Source organism: Nocardia sp. NPDC050412 (assembly GCF_044458825.1).
Lineage (GTDB): Bacteria > Actinomycetota > Actinomycetes > Mycobacteriales > Mycobacteriaceae > Nocardia.
This window is the reverse complement of record NZ_JBITIJ010000002.1, coordinates 309952-325405: the sequence shown is the minus strand read 5'-3', so window position 1 is coordinate 325405 and position 15454 is coordinate 309952. Positions and strand designations below refer to the sequence as shown.

The 15454-nt window shown below is 65.8% G+C and carries 13 protein-coding genes; 4 read left to right on the top strand and 9 right to left on the bottom strand.

Annotated features, from left to right (window positions below; all coding sequences use genetic code 11):
• Positions 1-7: 7 nt before the first annotated feature.
• A complete protein-coding gene (locus tag ACIBI6_RS05555; RefSeq protein ID WP_396955419.1) occupies positions 8-940 on the bottom strand; it encodes a MerR family transcriptional regulator in 933 nt (310 codons plus the stop codon).
• Between the two features lie 55 nt (positions 941-995).
• Positions 996-2153, bottom strand: a complete 1158-nt coding sequence (locus tag ACIBI6_RS05550; RefSeq protein ID WP_396955418.1) for an epoxide hydrolase family protein — start codon at positions 2151-2153, stop codon at positions 996-998.
• 112 nt (positions 2154-2265) lie between these two features.
• Here ACIBI6_RS05550 and ACIBI6_RS05545 point away from each other — a divergent pair, with 112 nt between their 5' ends.
• A complete protein-coding gene (locus ACIBI6_RS05545; protein WP_396955417.1) occupies positions 2266-5094 on the top strand; it encodes an ATP-binding protein in 2829 nt (942 codons plus the stop codon).
• A 473-nt stretch (positions 5095-5567) separates the two neighbouring features.
• Here the strand turns inward: ACIBI6_RS05545 and ACIBI6_RS05540 are convergent, their stop codons facing one another.
• Positions 5568-5840 (bottom strand): hypothetical protein, encoded by a 273-nt coding sequence (locus ACIBI6_RS05540; protein ID WP_364343549.1) that lies wholly within the window; start codon positions 5838-5840, stop codon positions 5568-5570.
• A complete protein-coding gene (locus ACIBI6_RS05535) occupies positions 5837-6163 on the bottom strand; it encodes a hypothetical protein (RefSeq protein WP_364343552.1) in 327 nt (108 codons plus the stop codon). Before ACIBI6_RS05535 ends, ACIBI6_RS05540 begins: the two co-directional genes overlap by 4 nt.
• A gap of 244 nt (positions 6164-6407) precedes the next feature.
• On the opposite strand from ACIBI6_RS05535, the gene ACIBI6_RS05530 reads away from it, so the two are divergent.
• Both ACIBI6_RS05530 and ACIBI6_RS05525 read left to right on the top strand, forming a co-directional pair.
• Positions 6408-7580, top strand: a complete 1173-nt coding sequence (locus tag ACIBI6_RS05530) for a multiprotein-bridging factor 1 family protein (RefSeq protein ID WP_396955416.1) — start codon at positions 6408-6410, stop codon at positions 7578-7580.
• 323 nt (positions 7581-7903) lie between these two features.
• Complete coding sequence (locus ACIBI6_RS05525) at positions 7904-8896, top strand: 1-aminocyclopropane-1-carboxylate deaminase/D-cysteine desulfhydrase (RefSeq protein ID WP_396955415.1); 993 nt, start codon at positions 7904-7906, stop codon at positions 8894-8896.
• On the opposite strand, the gene ACIBI6_RS05520 is transcribed toward ACIBI6_RS05525, so the two are convergent.
• On the bottom strand, positions 8881-9489 hold the full coding sequence (locus ACIBI6_RS05520; RefSeq protein ID WP_364343561.1) for a QsdR family transcriptional regulator: 609 nt from the start codon (positions 9487-9489) through the stop codon (positions 8881-8883). The two genes, ACIBI6_RS05525 and ACIBI6_RS05520, sit on opposite strands and share 16 nt — an antisense overlap.
• A 110-nt stretch (positions 9490-9599) precedes the next feature.
• Here ACIBI6_RS05520 and ACIBI6_RS05515 point away from each other — a divergent pair, with 110 nt between their 5' ends.
• A complete protein-coding gene (locus ACIBI6_RS05515; protein ID WP_364343564.1) occupies positions 9600-11396 on the top strand; it encodes an acyl-CoA dehydrogenase in 1797 nt (598 codons plus the stop codon).
• A 4-nt stretch (positions 11397-11400) separates the two neighbouring features.
• Here ACIBI6_RS05515 and ACIBI6_RS05510 read toward each other — a convergent pair whose 3' ends face one another.
• Genes ACIBI6_RS05510 through ACIBI6_RS05495 form a run of 4 tightly spaced genes read right to left on the bottom strand, consistent with a single transcriptional unit; the run spans position 11401 to position 15239 of the window.
• Positions 11401-11946 carry a hypothetical protein gene (locus tag ACIBI6_RS05510; RefSeq protein ID WP_396955414.1) on the bottom strand — a complete coding sequence of 182 codons (546 nt, stop codon included), beginning with the start codon at positions 11944-11946 and terminating at the stop codon, positions 11401-11403.
• Positions 11946-13064: a hypothetical protein gene (locus ACIBI6_RS05505; protein WP_364343570.1), complete on the bottom strand. Its 1119-nt coding sequence runs from the start codon at positions 13062-13064 to the stop codon at positions 11946-11948. The genes ACIBI6_RS05510 and ACIBI6_RS05505 overlap by 1 nt, the downstream gene beginning before the upstream one ends.
• A 31-nt stretch (positions 13065-13095) precedes the next feature.
• Complete coding sequence (locus ACIBI6_RS05500) at positions 13096-13533, bottom strand: FixH family protein (RefSeq protein ID WP_396955413.1); 438 nt, start codon at positions 13531-13533, stop codon at positions 13096-13098.
• Positions 13530-15239: a hypothetical protein gene (locus ACIBI6_RS05495; protein ID WP_396955412.1), complete on the bottom strand. Its 1710-nt coding sequence runs from the start codon at positions 15237-15239 to the stop codon at positions 13530-13532. The genes ACIBI6_RS05500 and ACIBI6_RS05495 overlap by 4 nt, the downstream gene beginning before the upstream one ends.
• Positions 15240-15454: the final 215 nt, after the last annotated feature.

The window sequence follows — 15454 nt, the reverse complement described above, 5'->3', positions numbered from 1 at the left end:
CACCCGGTCAGGGATTCGCCCGCAGCGCGGCACCGAACCATTCGAACACCGGACCAAGTGTCGGCGGGACGGGCCAGCCATTGATGATCGAGAGGAGTTGCCAGTAGCGTTCGGCGCGTGGGTCTCCCGCGACGTCGAGGCGGAGCAGCAGCCAGTTCCGTAGCTCGGCGTCATCGGGGCGGCCGAATGTCGTCGCATATGCGGCGGTCAGCTCATCGACAATGAGCTGGGCCGCAACCGACGACGGCGCTGTGCCCGCCGCGAGCGCCTGACCGACTCGTTCGCGCACGAGTTCGGTCAGCTCGTGGTGCAGGCCGGTGGTGTCGCCTTCGGCGCGCTGTGCGGCCTGATATTCAGCCATGCGGCGCACCGATGCGCGGAAATCCGGATCTCGGGTGAGTTCGGCGAGTTCCACCCAGGCCCGCACCTGGGCGGGTGCCGGGTCGTCGGGCAGTTCCGGCATTGTCGAGCGGATGAGGTCGACGAATTCCGGGTTCGCATCGGTACCACCGAAGGTGTCTTCGACGAATTCGGTAATGAGGCGGCGCTTTTCGGCGTCTGAGAGTTCGACGAGCTTGTGCATGAGTTCCATCTCCTCAGGGGTCGAGCCCCGCTCGGCTATCGCTCGTAACACCGTGCGTCGCACTCGGAGTGTGCTGATCTGGAATTCCAGCGCGTCGGCATGGGCGGCCGCGACCTCGGGCACCGTCAGTTTGCGGTCGAGCACCTGTCGGATGGCGTGCAGATCGATCCCGAGTTCACGGAGGGTGCGCACCAGTTGCAGGCGGGCGAGCGCATCGTCGTCGTAGAGCCGGTAACCGGCGGGGCTGTGGGTGGTCGGCGGCACGACACCGGTGTCGGCGTAGAACCGAATGGTCTTGACCGAGAGACCGGTCCGTTCGGCCATCGTGCCGATCGGATAAAGCGTGTCGCCGTCCATACCTCTACCCTCTTGTCTCCCCTTGGTGGAGACGCAAATCCCCCGGTCGGTGGCCTCAGCCGATGGTGCGGAAGAACTCGCGGATATCGCCGATCAGCAGGTCGGGAACCTCGAGTGCCGGGAAATGGCCACCGGAGTAGAACTCCGACCAGTGGGTGATGTTGTGCGCCTTCTCCGCGAAGCGGCGGATCGCGTAGTCGCCGTCGTTGAAGACCGCGACACCGGTGGGCACCGTGCCCTTCGGCGTGGGCGCGAACATCGCGGCATCGTGGAACCGCTCGTAGTAGAAGTTGGCCACGCTGCGCGCGGTATCAGTGAACCAGTAGATGCTCACATTCGCCAGCATTCGATCCCGGTCGATGCCCTGTTCGGGCAGATCGTGCGACTGGTCGATCCACTCCTTGTACTTCTCGACGATCCAGCCGAGCTGCCCGGCCGGGGAATCGGCCAGCAACTGCGCGATGGTGTTCGGGCGCGAACCATTGAGATTCATATAGGCCGAGCCGTCCTTCTGGAAACTCTGCATGCGTGCCAGCCGCTGCTGCTCGGCCTCGGTGAGCGCGGCCATATCGGCCGGATCGCCGGTCGGGAAGGTGACCAGCGCATTGACGTGCACGCCGAGCACATGCGCGCCATCGAGGCGGGCCAGCCGCGGGGCCAGAAACGCGCCGTGGTCGCCACCGTGCACCCCGTACCGGTCGTAGCCGAGGCGAGCCATCAGCTCCGCCAGGGCCGCCGCGACCCGGCCGTCATGCCAGCCCGCCTCGGTGATCGGACCGGAGAAGCCATGGCCCGGCAGCGACGGAATGACCAAGTGGAAGGCGGGCACGTCGGCGTGACCGTGCGCCTTCGGATCGGTCAGCGGGCCGATCAGATCCAGGAAATCGATCACCGAGCTGGGCCAGCCGTGCAGCAACAGCAGCGGGGTGGCATCGGCTTCGGCGGACCGCACGTGCAGGAAGTGCACATCCTGCCCGTCAATAGTGGTACTGAACTGCGGGTATTCGTTGAGCTCCGCCTCGACCGCGCGCCAGTCGAACTTCTCGGCCCAGTAACCGGCGAGCTCGCGCAGATAGGCGGTGGGCACGCCGCGCTCCCAGCCGGTGCCGGGCAGGTCGTCGATCCAGCGGGTGCGGGTCAGCCGCTCGCGCAGATCGTCGATATCGGTCTGGGGGATCTCGATGCGGAAGGGGCGGATTTCGTTGTTCGTCATGTGATCGACTCTGCTGGTAACGGGGGTGCCGACGGATCACGAGAATTCGTTATCTTCGGGTCCACGGCTCTTTACATTGGCACCGAGCTCTTGATCCGGGCATGATCGCGTGGTGTTGAGCGTTCCCGACCGCGGTGCCTTCGTCGGGCGAGCAGCAGAGGTCTCCGCGCTCCAGAGTGCGTACCAGGACGAGTTGGTGCATACCGTGCTGATCGCCGGTGAGCCCGGTCTCGGCAAGTCGCGGCTGGTCAGCGAATTCACCTCGCGGCTCGGCTCGGATGTGCTGGTACTGACCGGCCGGTGTCCGGAGTTCGGCGCGAGCGGAGTGCCGTTCGCGCCGTTCGTCACGATCATGCGCGCTCTGGTGCGGCGGATCGGCGTCGACGAGCTGACCGCACTACTTCCAGTCGCTCGCCCCGCGCTCTCACGCTGGCTGCCCGAGCTTGCGATGCGCACCGGCGCGGCCGAGCCCGAATCGGATCGGATCCGGTTGTTCGGCGAGATCCTCACGGTATTCGAGCAACTGGCGATCTCGCAGCCGGTGGTGCTCGTCCTGGAGGATCTGCACTGGGCCGATGATTCGAGCCGCGAACTGCTGGCCTTCCTCATCGCGAATCTCACCCAGCGCGATCTGCTCCTGATCGGCACCTACCGGCCTACCGATTCAGAGCCGCTGCGTCGACTCGTCACCGGGCTGCGCCGTGATCCCGGTGTGCGCGTACTGAATCCGGAGCCGCTGACCAAACACGAGGTCGGGCGTCAACTCGCCGCGGTGCTCAACCGCGAACCCGAACCCGGGGTTGTCACCCGAGTCTTCCAGCGCAGCAAGGGAATTCCGCTCTTCGTCGAGGCGCTGGGGCGAGCGCTGCAGGAGGATCCCGACCGCGTACCGACGGACCTGTCCGACCTGCTGCTGGGCTATCAGGCCGGGCTGACCGAGGATGCCAAGGCGCTCCTGCGACTCGCCGCCACCACGGGTTCGCCGGTGCGGGCCGGGTTACTGGAATCCGCGACAGACCTGTCCGAAGACGCGCTGCATCTAGCACTGCGCCAGCTCACCGACCACCGGTTGCTGCTCGCCACTGATAGCGGCTACGAGTTCCGGCACAGTCTGATTCGCGATGCCGTCTATGACGATATGCTGCCGGTCGAGCGAAAGCGCTTGCACACCAGGCTTTCTCAGGTACTGCTCGCAGAAGAGGCGCTGCAGGCCGGTGACCAGCGGCAGGGTGAGCTGGCCTATCACGCGTACGCTGCGGGCGATCTGCCACACGCACTCGTGGCATCCTGGTGTGCCGCAACAGAATCCGAAGGGGCACAAAGCGAACGCGTGCGCCAGCTGGACCGCGTAGTGGAGCTGTGGGACCGCGTGCCCGATGCGGCGACGCTGGTCGAGGCCGATCGGCTCATCGTGTTGGAACGCATTGTCGAGGCATGCTTTCACGGTGGCATCGTCGAACGCGGCGTGGCGGCTGCCGATGAGGCGCTGAAACTGCTGGATGACTCGGAAGCACCGGAGCGGGCTGCACGCCTGTACTACTACCGTGCGGGCCTGGAGAATCAGAGCAGCGGCGGTTCCGTCGATGATCTCACCCGGGCATTGGAGTTATTGCCCGCGCATCCGCCGAGTGTGCTGCGTGGTGAGGTGCTCGCAACGCTCGCCGCATCTCGCGTCTTCAACGGTGACGCCGTCGGGGCCGCGCGCGATGCCCGCGCCGCGGTGGAGGTCGCCGAGCAGACCGGCACGCCGGCGCTCGCCGCACGCGGCTATGCCTACCAGGGGCTCGCGGCGGCCGCCGGAAATGGCTCCGCCGTCGCGTATTTCGAGCAGGCGCATGCTGCGGCGAACGATTCGCAGACATTGTTGACTGTGGTGCTGTGGGAGTCGGCGGCGCTGGTCGCGGCGGGCGAATACCAGGCAGCCATCGAGGCAATCGAACAGGGTTTGCGGGCCGCCCATGAAACCTTTCGTTTCGCCGATGCCGCACCCATCCTGCTGGTGAAATGGGCTCAGGCGTTGGCCGGACTCGGACGCTGGCCGGAGGCGCTGGGCCTCATCGACGAATCGCTAACCGAGCAGCTACCGCCGCTCAGCACGGCCGCGCTGCTGCTCTGTCACGCGAGAATCGTGCTGGCGCAGGGCTCTTCGGCCGCGGCAATCAGCAGTGCCGACACCGCAGCGACACTCTTGAGCGACGGACCGTGGGCGCGCCAGTACCAGCTCCAATTGCGCACGGTGCGAACCGAGATCGCGATCGCGGAAGGACAATTCCCACATGCCGGTGAGATCGTCGCCGAGACGCTGGCGTCCGATGACCTCGCCACCCACCACCACGAGGTGTGGCCATTGCTCGCCACCGCGGCCCGGATCATGAACGTGCCAACGGAACTCGCGTCCACCGCCGACCGGTTGCCGGTGACCACCGCGGTCGATACGGCCTACCATGCCGTCGTCACCGCCAGCAGAAACAGCGATCCGGCCGCCTGGCACCAGGCGGTATCCGCATGGCGCGCCATCGATCAACGCTACGACCTGGCTCGCAGCCTGCTCAGCGCCGCCGAAGCCGAACTGGCGGTCGGCAATCGCGCCGCCGCCCGAGAACCCCTGCGCGAAGCCGCCGAACTCGCGGCGGATTTGGGGGCGGCACCATTGACCAACGCGGTTGAGCAGGTGGCCGAGCGCGCCAGGGTGGTGCTCCAGGTAGCCCGGCCGGAACCGGCGAACGAACCGCCGCGCACCTTCGGCCTGACACCACGCGAGATCGACGTATTACGTTTGGTCGCACAAGGGTTGAGCAATCGCCAGATCGCAGCCGAGCTGTTCATCAGCGGCAATACCGCGGGCGTGCACGTATCGCGCATCCTCACCAAACTCGGTGCCGCGACGCGAACCGAAGCTGCCGCCGTTGCCCGCAAACACGGTCTCATCGTGCCTGACTGAAGCAGCACGGGAGAGATCAGAACCGTCCCCGGCCACGCACGGCCGGGGACGGGAGTTGTGACGGGCACACGTCACAACAGCCAGCCCGGTCGGTTGTCGACCCACACGACCGGCCGGGGGATAGTGCCGTCGCCGATGCACGCCCACAACGTGGAGGCGGGCATCCCGTGGTAGCGGGCTCTGATGGCGGCGGTGTCTGCGAATTGCACAACTGGCGGCCGCAGGAACGGGTCGCCGCCGGGAACCGGGAACCCATCCGTCGATGCAGGCCATCGACCAGCCCGGCTGGTCGCCGACTTGAATGTCGGGTGAGGGCACCCAGATGTGGGTGCCGTGCCGCCAAGAGCACAGCCTCGACGCGGGCACGCCAACGATCAACGCGAACTGGACCAGACCGAAGTAGCGACGGATCCCGGCGTCGCGTGAGTCCGGCCGGTACGCGGCTGCCGTCGGCATCCGGTTGGCGGGAATCCTCACTGATCGGCCCACTCCCGGACAGCGTCTGCGATGCGCTCGAGTAGTTCGACCGGCAGATCCACCGGAGCTGGCGGCCCAACGAACGGGACCCGCTGCGGCAGTTCGGTATCGACGACAGAGGTGGCGTCGACGTCCATGAACGCCGCTTCTAAAGCGGGAGTGGTTTCCAATCCGGAGGCAGGCATCTCGATGGCGTCGAATTCCTCGACCCATCCATCGTCACCGACGAAACCGAATGTGCCGTCACTGAATTCGATCAGGCCGCTCATCGGACGGCTTCCCGGGTTGGCTGGAGCTTCCCCGCTTCAGCGCGGATCCAGAAGGCGGTGTTCTTGGCGTCGCAGATGTCGCGGCTGCACTCGAGGTGGTCTTGCAGGACGTAACCAGCTTCTTCGACGGTGTATCCGCTGGGTGGTGCGGGGTGAATACGCGCGGTTTCACCGGTGACGCGCTCGAGGATGTCAGTGGCCGGGATCGCCTCATCCGGAGTGGCACCGGAGCCGAGCAGGTAGGGCAGGCCATAGAAGACTAGCCACAGGAAGAACACGACCGTGGCGGCGACAACCATGACTGTGACGAGTTCAGCGGGCATCGAGTGGTCCCCTCGGGTGCATTGTGCGGTTTAGTGCGCACGCATCGCGGATCTCGAATCGCTGTGGTCTCGGGGCCGCAGCGTCGACGTCGTGCGCTGACTGGAACGGTCGCACCCCTCGACGCCGTCGAAGTATCACCAAAGTGCCACCGCATGACACTGAAGTGTCAATGGTGTTGACACCGCGATGCCGCTACCCTGATGGAGGCATGGGGGCAACCTTCAACTTCAAGGAACTCGAGCCATGGCAATGGGTCTCGGCATAGGCAAGCGAATCGCCCGCGAACGTCGCGTTGCTGGAATGACACAGCTACAGCTGGCTCGGGCTATTGACTACAGCCCCTCTATGGTGCGCAAAGTCGAGCAGGATCTGAAGATCCCGACGCCGGGATTCATTGCTGCCGTCGCTCGCGTGTGCGACATCGACCAGGAGGTACTGCGAGGCACGCCATTCCGGGACACCCTCGAAGAAGATGGCCCGCTCGAGGGCATCGCCGAATTGCGCGCGATCCTCTGCGAAGGCGAATATGTTCGCGCCGTAGAGCCGCCGCCGCTCGCAGAGTTGCAGGCAGCGATGAAGGTGATCAACGACGACGACCGCAAGGGCAAGAGCCGTCGCGCGCTGGCGAATCTGCCAGCGTTGATCCGACAGACGTATGGCGCTTTACGTGACAACCCAAGCCCCGAGGTGTACGACCTGCTGTGCAACGCATTCAATGCGGCCGACCGGATGTGTCGTCGCTTCGGCTTCATGTCGTTGACTATTCCCGCGGTCGACCGCTATGACTGGGCGGCAGCACATTCTGGCGACCGCCTCGCGGTCGCCGTCGGCAAGGTGATGCGTACCCGGTTGCTTGTCTATCAAGACAGCACCGACCTGGCGTTGATGCTCGTTGACAAAGCGCTGGTAGAGGCGCAAGGCGACAGTGACGATGCGCTTTCGGTTATGGGGGCGGCACACCTCGCGGGTGCCGTTGCCGCCGCTCGCGGGCTGCGGCTGGATACGGCGCGTGATCATATCGCCGAGGCGCGACTGATCGGTTCACGGTTGGGGTTCGAGACCCGCGCGTACGAGACGCTGTTCGGCCCGGCGAATACCGAGATCCATTCGGTCGGTGTCGAACTCGAAGCGGGCGACCCGGGACGCGCGGCACGTGAGGGTTCTGCCCTTATCCTTCCGCCGTCGATCGCGAAGACCCGCGCGGGCCACTTGTGGCAGGACATCGCCCGCGCCTGGGTGATGACAGGACAGCCGGATAAGGCGATCAAAGCACTCAACGTTGCGCGTAGGGTGGCTCCCCAGCAGACGAAGCTGCATCCGAGCGTGCGAGAGACACTCGGTGGAATCGCCGCCGCAGAGCGCCGCAGCACAGGAAGCACGGCAGAGTTCGCGCGCTGGCTGGGCGTCTCTGTTTGAGGATCTGGAATTCGTTTGTCGCTCTCCTGGATACCCGCGATGGGTACCAGCAAGCTTTCGGCTAGAAACTCCCAATAAACTGCCGCGGCAAGCACTGCTGCCCGGTACACCGATGCGCGAGGAAACGATCGCCGACTACGAAGCCCGCACTGCTGTCCGGTCCGCAACCCGCGCTTCAACGAAATCCCCTGCGCGGTCCTGCTTTACGTTCCGCTGCTGCGTATGTCCAGCCACCTCGGCACGGGCGATCCGCCCCAGGCCTGCACGGCCCGCCTGGACCAACTGCTCACCAAAGAAAGCTGAACCCCGATAATGGTCGGACTATGACCGAATCCCTACTCCACCAGCGCTTCCCCGAACTGGCCAGCACACTGCCCTTCGCCCGGCTCGGCATCGCGCCGACGCCGGTCCGCCCGCTGGACCTCGGCACCAACAGCACTGTGTGGTGCAAGGACGAAAGCGGGTACGGGTCCGGCGGCTGGGGTGGCAATAAGATCCGCAAGCTGGAGTGGCTATTGCCCGAGGCCCGACGGCGCGGTGCCCGCACCATTCTCACCTTCGGCGGCACCGGAACCAACTGGGGTCTGGCGACGGCGCTCTACGCGCGGGAGTTCGGCATCGACACCGCGCTGGCGCTGGTCGACCAACCCGTGGACGACCACGTCCGCGCGCAGCTGCGACGACTGGAAAACTCCGGCGCCACCCTATATTTCACGCACAGCAAGTTGCGCACCGTCCTGGCCGCACCGTGGCTGCTGCTGCGGCATATGCACGGGCGCACCCCACCGTATCTGCTGCCAGTAGGCGGATCGTCGCCGATCGGCGCGCTCGGCTATGTCGAGGTCGCATTGGAACTGGCGGCGCAGATCACCGCGGGCGAACTACCGCAACCGACACATCTGGTGACCGCCGTCGGATCCGGTGGCACGGCAGCGGGTTTGGCCCTCGGCCTACGGCTTGCCGGGCTACGTACGCGAGTCGTCGGTGTCGTCGTAAACGACTCGCTTCCCCTCGACGAGCGACACATTATCGAGCTGGCGAACCGCGCCGCGAGGGTGCTGCGCGCACGCGGCATGGAATTCACCGCGCCCGAGCTGCGCCCGGACGACGTGACGATGGTGCGTGACTGGCTCGGTCCCGGCTACGGCCATGAAACCCCGGTCGCCATTGCCGCGAAGAAGCTCGCCGCGACCAACGGGCTGGAATTGGAAACCGTCTACACCGCAAAGGCTTTGGCCGGACTCCTGGCGATGGATACCCGTGGCGACTTCGGCAACGGACCCGTTCTGTTCCTCGATACCTACGGGCCGCGCTGATCCGGGTCCAGTCCCAGAATGACGGCCAGCACCGCGCGCAACCGCTCCACATCGCCGCGAAGGCCGGTCACCGCATCCTGATACAGGAAGGCCTCGATGAGCCGGACCAGCGCATAGGCGAAGGTCTGGGTATCGACCCGGTTCTGGTAGCCCTCCACCATCGCGGTATCCAGAATTTCGGCGACCACCCCTACCACCTTCGGCTGGACCGGCCCATCGCTGGTGGTGATTATGCGGCCCGCGGTGGCCTGTTCGGTCGCGATGAAATACCGGTATGCCTCGCTGCGCGTCATCCACTGCGCCGCCCGGTCCAACAGAGCGAGTACCCGCCGCGCGCCGGTGCCGTCGACGCGTGTCTGCGCCGCGACGACCATCCGCTCGAATTCCGACACCATGACCGCGCCGAGCAGTCCGTCTCGCGAACCGAACCAGCGGTAGATGGTCGCGCGCGACAATCCGAGTTCGGCCGCGATCGCCTGCACATCGACCCGCTCACAGGCCAGGAACTGGGCGCTGGCCGCGGCGAGCACCTGGGCCTGGGAGGCGGCGGCGGGACGACCGACGGGTCGGGCGGCACCGGTGGTTGTGGTCATCCCAGCCCTGGGATCGATTCGCGACACATGCGTAGTAATGTACCAAACCGACCCGAGCGAGTACCGCGCCCGTCTGGGCCAGTGCTCCGCCACTGCGAGAGGATGTGCCCGTGCGCTCGACCCTGATCTCCCGTAGGGACCTGGACTTCCTGCTCTACGAATGGCTGCGGGTCGAGGAGCTCACGGCGCTGCCCCGGTTCACCGAACACTCCAGAGAGACCTTCGACGGCTTTCTCGACCTCTGCGAGGATCTGGCCACCCAGCACTTCGCCACTCACAACAAGCGCAACGACAGCAATGAGCCGACCTTCGACGGCGAGAAGGTCACTATCATCCCGGAGGTGAAGGCCGCGATCGAGACCTTCGCCAAGGCCAATCTCATCGGCGCCGCGATGGATGAGGAGATCGGCGGGCTGCAGCTGCCCGCCACCGTGGAGGCCGCCGGATTCTGCTGGTTCCAGGCCGCCAATGTCGGCACCGCCGGCTATCTGTTCCTGACCGTCGGCAATGCCAATCTCCTTGCCGCGCATGGGACTCCGGAGCAGATCGACCGCTTCGTCAAGCCCATGGTCGAGGGCAGGTTCACCGGGACGATGTGTCTGTCCGAACCGCAGGCGGGCTCGTCGCTGGCCGATATCGTCACCCGCGCCGAACCCCAGGCCGATGGCACCTACCGCCTGTTCGGCTCGAAAATGTGGATCTCCGGCGGCGATCACGAGCTGACCGACAATATCGTGCACCTCGTCCTGGCCAAGATTCCGGGCGGACCTGCCGGAACCAAGGGCATCTCGCTGTTCATCGTGCCGAAATACCTGGTGGCCGACGACGGTTCGCTCGGCGCGCGCAACGACGTGGTGCTGGCCGGTTTGAACCACAAGATGGGATATCGAGGCACCACCAATACGGTGCTGAATTTCGGTGAGGGCAAGCACAATCCGGATGGCGCGCCCGGCGCGGTGGGTTACCTCGTCGGCGAACCGCATCGCGGCCTGTCCTACATGTTCCACATGATGAACGAGGCACGCCTCGGCGTCGGTCTGGGCGCAACAGCGTTGGGCTACACCGGATATTTGAAATCGCTCGATTACGCCCGGGAACGCCGGCAGGGCCGCGCCGTCACCGCCAAGGATCCGTCCGCACCGCAGACGCCGATCATCGAACACGCCGATGTACGGCGAATGCTATTGGCGCAGAAGGCTTATGTCGAGGGCGCGCTCGCTCTGCTGCTCTACTGCAACCGCCTCGTCGACCTGGAACGCACCGCCACAGATCCGGCGGCCGAACGCGAGCACACGCTGCTGCTGGAAATTCTCACCGGCGTGGCGAAGAGCTGGCCGTCGCAATGGTGTCTGGAGGCAAATAGCCTCGCCATCCAGGTGCACGGCGGCTACGGCTACACCCGCGAATACGATGTCGAGCAGCATTACCGGGATAACCGCCTCAATCCCATCCACGAAGGCACGCACGGCATCCAGGGCCTGGATCTGTTGGGCCGCAAGGTGATCCAGCACGACGGCGCGAGCCTGCGGCTGCTGGCCGCACAGATCGAGCGGACCGTACTGGCGGCCACCGACGCCGGCGGCGAGTGGACCGAATTCGGCGGACAGCTCGATGCGGTCTGGCAGCGGCTGCTCACCGTCACCGGCTGGATGTTCGCCTCCGGCGATATCGCCGCCGCCATGGCCAATTCCAGCACCTACCTGGAGGCCTTCGGACACGTCGTGGTCGCCTGGATCTGGCTGGAGCAGGCACTGGCCGCGCACGGCAAACAAGGCGACTTCTACGACGGCAAGCGCGCCGCCGCCCGCTACTTCTTCCGCTACGAATTGCCCAAGACCACACCGCAATTGGATCTGCTGGAGCTGATGGACCGCACCACACTGGAGATGCGCGACGCCTGGTTCTGACCCGTCAGACGACCAGCGGTTGCCGTCCCGGGCGGGTGCGACGCCAGGCCACCACGAAGAAGACCAGCAGGCCGACCAGCGGTAGGGTGCCGATCGTCCAGCTCAGCGGCAGCGGCGGTCCGGGCTGGTCGAGCACGGTGACATCGCCGATGGTCCCTTCGCCGTGTCCGAGCGGGCCATCGATCGCGAAGGTGAAGGTGTAGGTGCCGGGCGCGTCGAAGGCCTTGACGTCCAAGCCCCAAGACTCGCGTTTGCGGGGATGGCGGACAAGGGGCGTGGCGCGGCGACCGGGCCTGATCGCTGGTCCGGTCAAGCGCAGCGTCCCGGATTTGTCGGCGATGCCGCCATCGGGCATGAAGGTGAAGTCCAGCGATTTCATCGCGCGGATCGGCCAGGTGGAGAAGCCGACGGTCACGCCGTACGGCCCCACCTGGACACGCTCGGTGTGCACAATCTCGACCGGCGCATAGGCGGAGGCGGGGGCGACGGCGATCAGCGACAGGGTGAGCACGGCCAGTACGGTGACGGTGAGCCTGCGGAGTACGGTCATCACGCTTCCTTCGTCGCGGGCAGCATGGTGGTGAACCGGCCGCCGAGGAATCCGGCGAGCAGGCCGAGCGGAATGCCGAGCAGCGTGATCGTCACGATGTCACCGAGGGCGATATGCGAGGTAGCGCGGACCAGATTCAACTGCAGCGGGAACGTCGCGCCGATGATGACGCCGGTCACGGCACCGGCCACCAAGACGATTTTGCGCGCATCGAAACCACGGGTACGGGCCAGCCAGAACAGTCCCTCGACCGCGACCGCCGCGACGATCAGGAACATCGGCATCATGACGGGCAGATCCGGCGGTCGTCCGGTGAGACCGTCCCGCAGCGGCAGCCCGATCGCCGACGCGTAGGTTTCCGCGGCCCACGGCGAGAACCACCAGAGCAACGCCTGCATCGCACCGAGCGAAACGGCGATGGCAATGGCCGCGCCCGCACGGGCCAACAGTGCCGCGCCGAGGATGAGCAGCATCGGCCCGAACGCGACGATGCCCAGGATGGTCGGATCGACGGGCAGGTGCAGGTTGTTCAATGCATTGGTGGGAATCGGGGCGAAGGTGATCAGGATCGGAATCGCGACGACGATGCCGCCGCGGCCCCAGCGGTGATCACGGTGGGCGGCGAAAACGATGATGCTGCCGATCATGGTGAGCGCATTGGACAGGAACAGCGCTACATGCGACGGGGTATTGAGCACCGCGTCGAAGCCGTAGATCGAATGCCACTCCAGATCGAGTAGGCCGTAGAGGAGGAATAGTGCCGCACCGGCTCCGGCGATCATATAGCCGAGCGGTGCGGTCAGGTTGCTGCCGAAGACACGGATAGGGGTGCCACCGAGACGAGGCACGGGCCGACCGGCACGTTGAGCCGAGGTCGCGATGAGAACCATGGCCAGGCTGACGAATCCGGATATCGCACTGCCGGAGTACAGGAACAGATGCGGCAGGGTGAAGAAGGTATCGGGGCCGACTTCGTTGTGCCACTCGATATCCCAGCTGAGTCCGATCAATGTGACTGCGGTTCCGAGTAGTACGCCCCAGGCGCCGATGCGCGCTGCGGTGGTGTCATCCGAGATCTCCGGTCCAGTGTCGGCTTCGACCGGTGCTGCGGTGCTCATGGTGCTCATTCCTCCTGATGTGTGCATGGTTTCAGCCGCCGACCCAGATCGGCACCGCGAGTTCGTCGACGCTGTCGTGTTCGTCGATCGATAATCGAAGCTCCCACGGGCCGGTCATCATCAGTGGTACCGCTGCGACGTGGAAATGTCCCGGACCGGTGGCCATCGCCGCGACGGGCTCTCCGGCGTGGCCCGTGAGTGGCTGGTTCGCTTGAATACTCACTGCGGCATGGTCTTTCGTAGCGCCGGTGCGGTCGGTGACGCTGATATCGATTGCGGTGCTGCCGATTCGGACGCTGTCGATGGAAATGGTGACGAGATGTTGCGGGGAACCGGCTTTCAACACGAGCGGACCGGCCGGGCGCGGCCAGACGAACCAGGCGATGGCGGCCAGCACGATGACGACCGCTCCCCCCGGGAGAAGTACACCCTTCCGGGGTGCCGCTGTGTTCTCCGCTTGCCCGCTCATGGCCGTGCTCCCGCCGCGACATCGAGTACGACGGGGACGGTGAGCACGGTGTAGCGCCGTTCGACCTGGATCCAGAGGCGATAGCGTCCCGCGAGGGGAAAGGTGTACGTGAACGGCACATCGGGACCGTATGCGGCGACCGTCTCGTCAGGAGCGCTTTCGCCGTTGGCCGGTGGCATGAGCATGGTGCCGTGGCTCGCGGCGGGCTCGGTCATATCCATTCCCGCCATGTCCATCCCCGGCATTTCGGACTTACCCCGCATCGACATCACGCCCATCGAGTGGCCGTGCCCCCAGATGGGTGAAGTCTGCACGGCCGCACCGATATTCGGATCGTCGGGCAGCGGACCCGCCATTATCAGATGGCCGACCATGCCGAGCCACGGTTGCAGATCGGCGGCGTCGCCGAATTCGGCGGTAATGGTGGTCGGCACCCCCGCGACCGGTGTGGTCGTCCCGACAGTGACCTGGTTACCGTCGACAACGGCTGACGCGGCCTTGTCACCGCCACCGAGATGCATTGTGGCACTGGCAGATTCCGGTGCCACAGCACCAGGCAAGACCGTGAATCCGCTTGCCGAGCGCACCATTTGCACACCACCGCCGCGCCGCGCCAACTCCGCGGACAGCGCGTATCGCCCGGCCTCGGGCGCTGCGAGATGAACTCGATACCGACCTGGTCCGGTCCGGATCGGGTGCAGATGCGACAGACGACCGGTCGGGCCTACCAGCAGCAGATGCATGAGCGCACTGTCGTGCACGACCAGATCGTCGACGAGCGCACCGGTGGCGGCATCGATCAGACCGAGCTCGAGATCGCCCGGCTGTCCGGCGGTCACGGTCCCACCGGCGACCGTGAGCAGTACCGGCGGCCGCGAAAAGTCCGAAATCAACGGCTGATTCACGGCATAGGGATCGGTGACATTGTCGAGCGAGGGATCGAGCTGAGCGCCGGGTTGCGGCGGCAACGGTAGCGATGCCGAAAGCAGTGCGGCCGTCACCGAAACCGCCACCCCGGCCACCATTCCGGCGGCCGGAACCAGCGCCCACACGCTGCGCCGAGCACGCATCGCGATCACCACAGCGACCGGCAGCAGTACGCCCGCCACCAGAAACCCGCCATACACCAAGCGCTCGGGCGGCGAGGTCACCTGCGCGGGCACGATGAATGGAATCCGCGCCACCCGCATACCGTCGCCGACGGCCAGTTCCCACGGCCCGGCGCGGTCCATTCGGACGGTCGCCGAATACATCCCCGGAGTGCCGCCCAGTTCGACAACCGCCTCGGCGGTGGGCGCTCCCGGTGCGGGCTGCGTCGATCGCGTCGAGACCCCGGTCGGAGTCGCCGCCAGCGTGAGTTGCCCGGGCGCGGTACCGGCATGGGTGACCACATCCACCCGCAACGGCCCCGGCACGCTGGTCACCCGGCGCAAGATGATCGTGAGCTCCCGATCACCGAGCGACTGCGCGACCGAAATATCCGAACCGGAGGCGGCCGAATCCGCCGATACCGAACCCACCCCCATCGACACCAACAACGCGCACACCCCTGCGACCAGCAAAGTACGACCAACACCGCCGACAACAGCCACGCCCGTCATGGTAGGGATGCGCGCCCGCCAGAACATCACCCCCAGTGGGGATTTCGCCTCCCCCACCGGAGTGATGCCGCCCTGGACCAGCATCCGGATAATCCCCCAACTCACCGCCGAAACCACCGCTGGGTCACCTGCTGATTCAATAACCAGAATCGGGGTGCGCCCGCGCGGCGCAAGCCCAAGCGCTGACCGCTGCCCATGGACGACGGTGCTGTCGACCCGACAACGAATGGGGTGTCGCGGGCAGTGATCCCCCTCGGCGGACCGCCACGGGGGAACCCAGCCAGAAGTGGCTGCTCTGGCAGCGTGTTGGTCAGAGCAAT

Coding starts and splice junctions, on each gene's coding strand:
- ACIBI6_RS05555 (WP_396955419.1), bottom strand. CDS start 940: ATGGACGGCGACACGCTTTATCCGATCGGCACGATGGCCGAACGGACC.
- ACIBI6_RS05550 (WP_396955418.1), bottom strand. CDS start 2,153: ATGACGAACAACGAAATCCGCCCCTTCCGCATCGAGATCCCCCAGACC.
- ACIBI6_RS05540 (WP_364343549.1), bottom strand. CDS start 5,840: ATGAGCGGCCTGATCGAATTCAGTGACGGCACATTCGGTTTCGTCGGT.
- ACIBI6_RS05535 (WP_364343552.1), bottom strand. CDS start 6,163: ATGCCCGCTGAACTCGTCACAGTCATGGTTGTCGCCGCCACGGTCGTG.
- ACIBI6_RS05530 (WP_396955416.1), top strand. CDS start 6,408: ATGGCAATGGGTCTCGGCATAGGCAAGCGAATCGCCCGCGAACGTCGC.
- ACIBI6_RS05525 (WP_396955415.1), top strand. CDS start 7,904: ATGACCGAATCCCTACTCCACCAGCGCTTCCCCGAACTGGCCAGCACA.
- ACIBI6_RS05520 (WP_364343561.1), bottom strand. CDS start 9,489: ATGACCACAACCACCGGTGCCGCCCGACCCGTCGGTCGTCCCGCCGCC.
- ACIBI6_RS05510 (WP_396955414.1), bottom strand. CDS start 11,946: ATGACCGTACTCCGCAGGCTCACCGTCACCGTACTGGCCGTGCTCACC.
- ACIBI6_RS05505 (WP_364343570.1), bottom strand. CDS start 13,064: ATGAGCACCGCAGCACCGGTCGAAGCCGACACTGGACCGGAGATCTCG.
- ACIBI6_RS05500 (WP_396955413.1), bottom strand. CDS start 13,533: ATGAGCGGGCAAGCGGAGAACACAGCGGCACCCCGGAAGGGTGTACTT.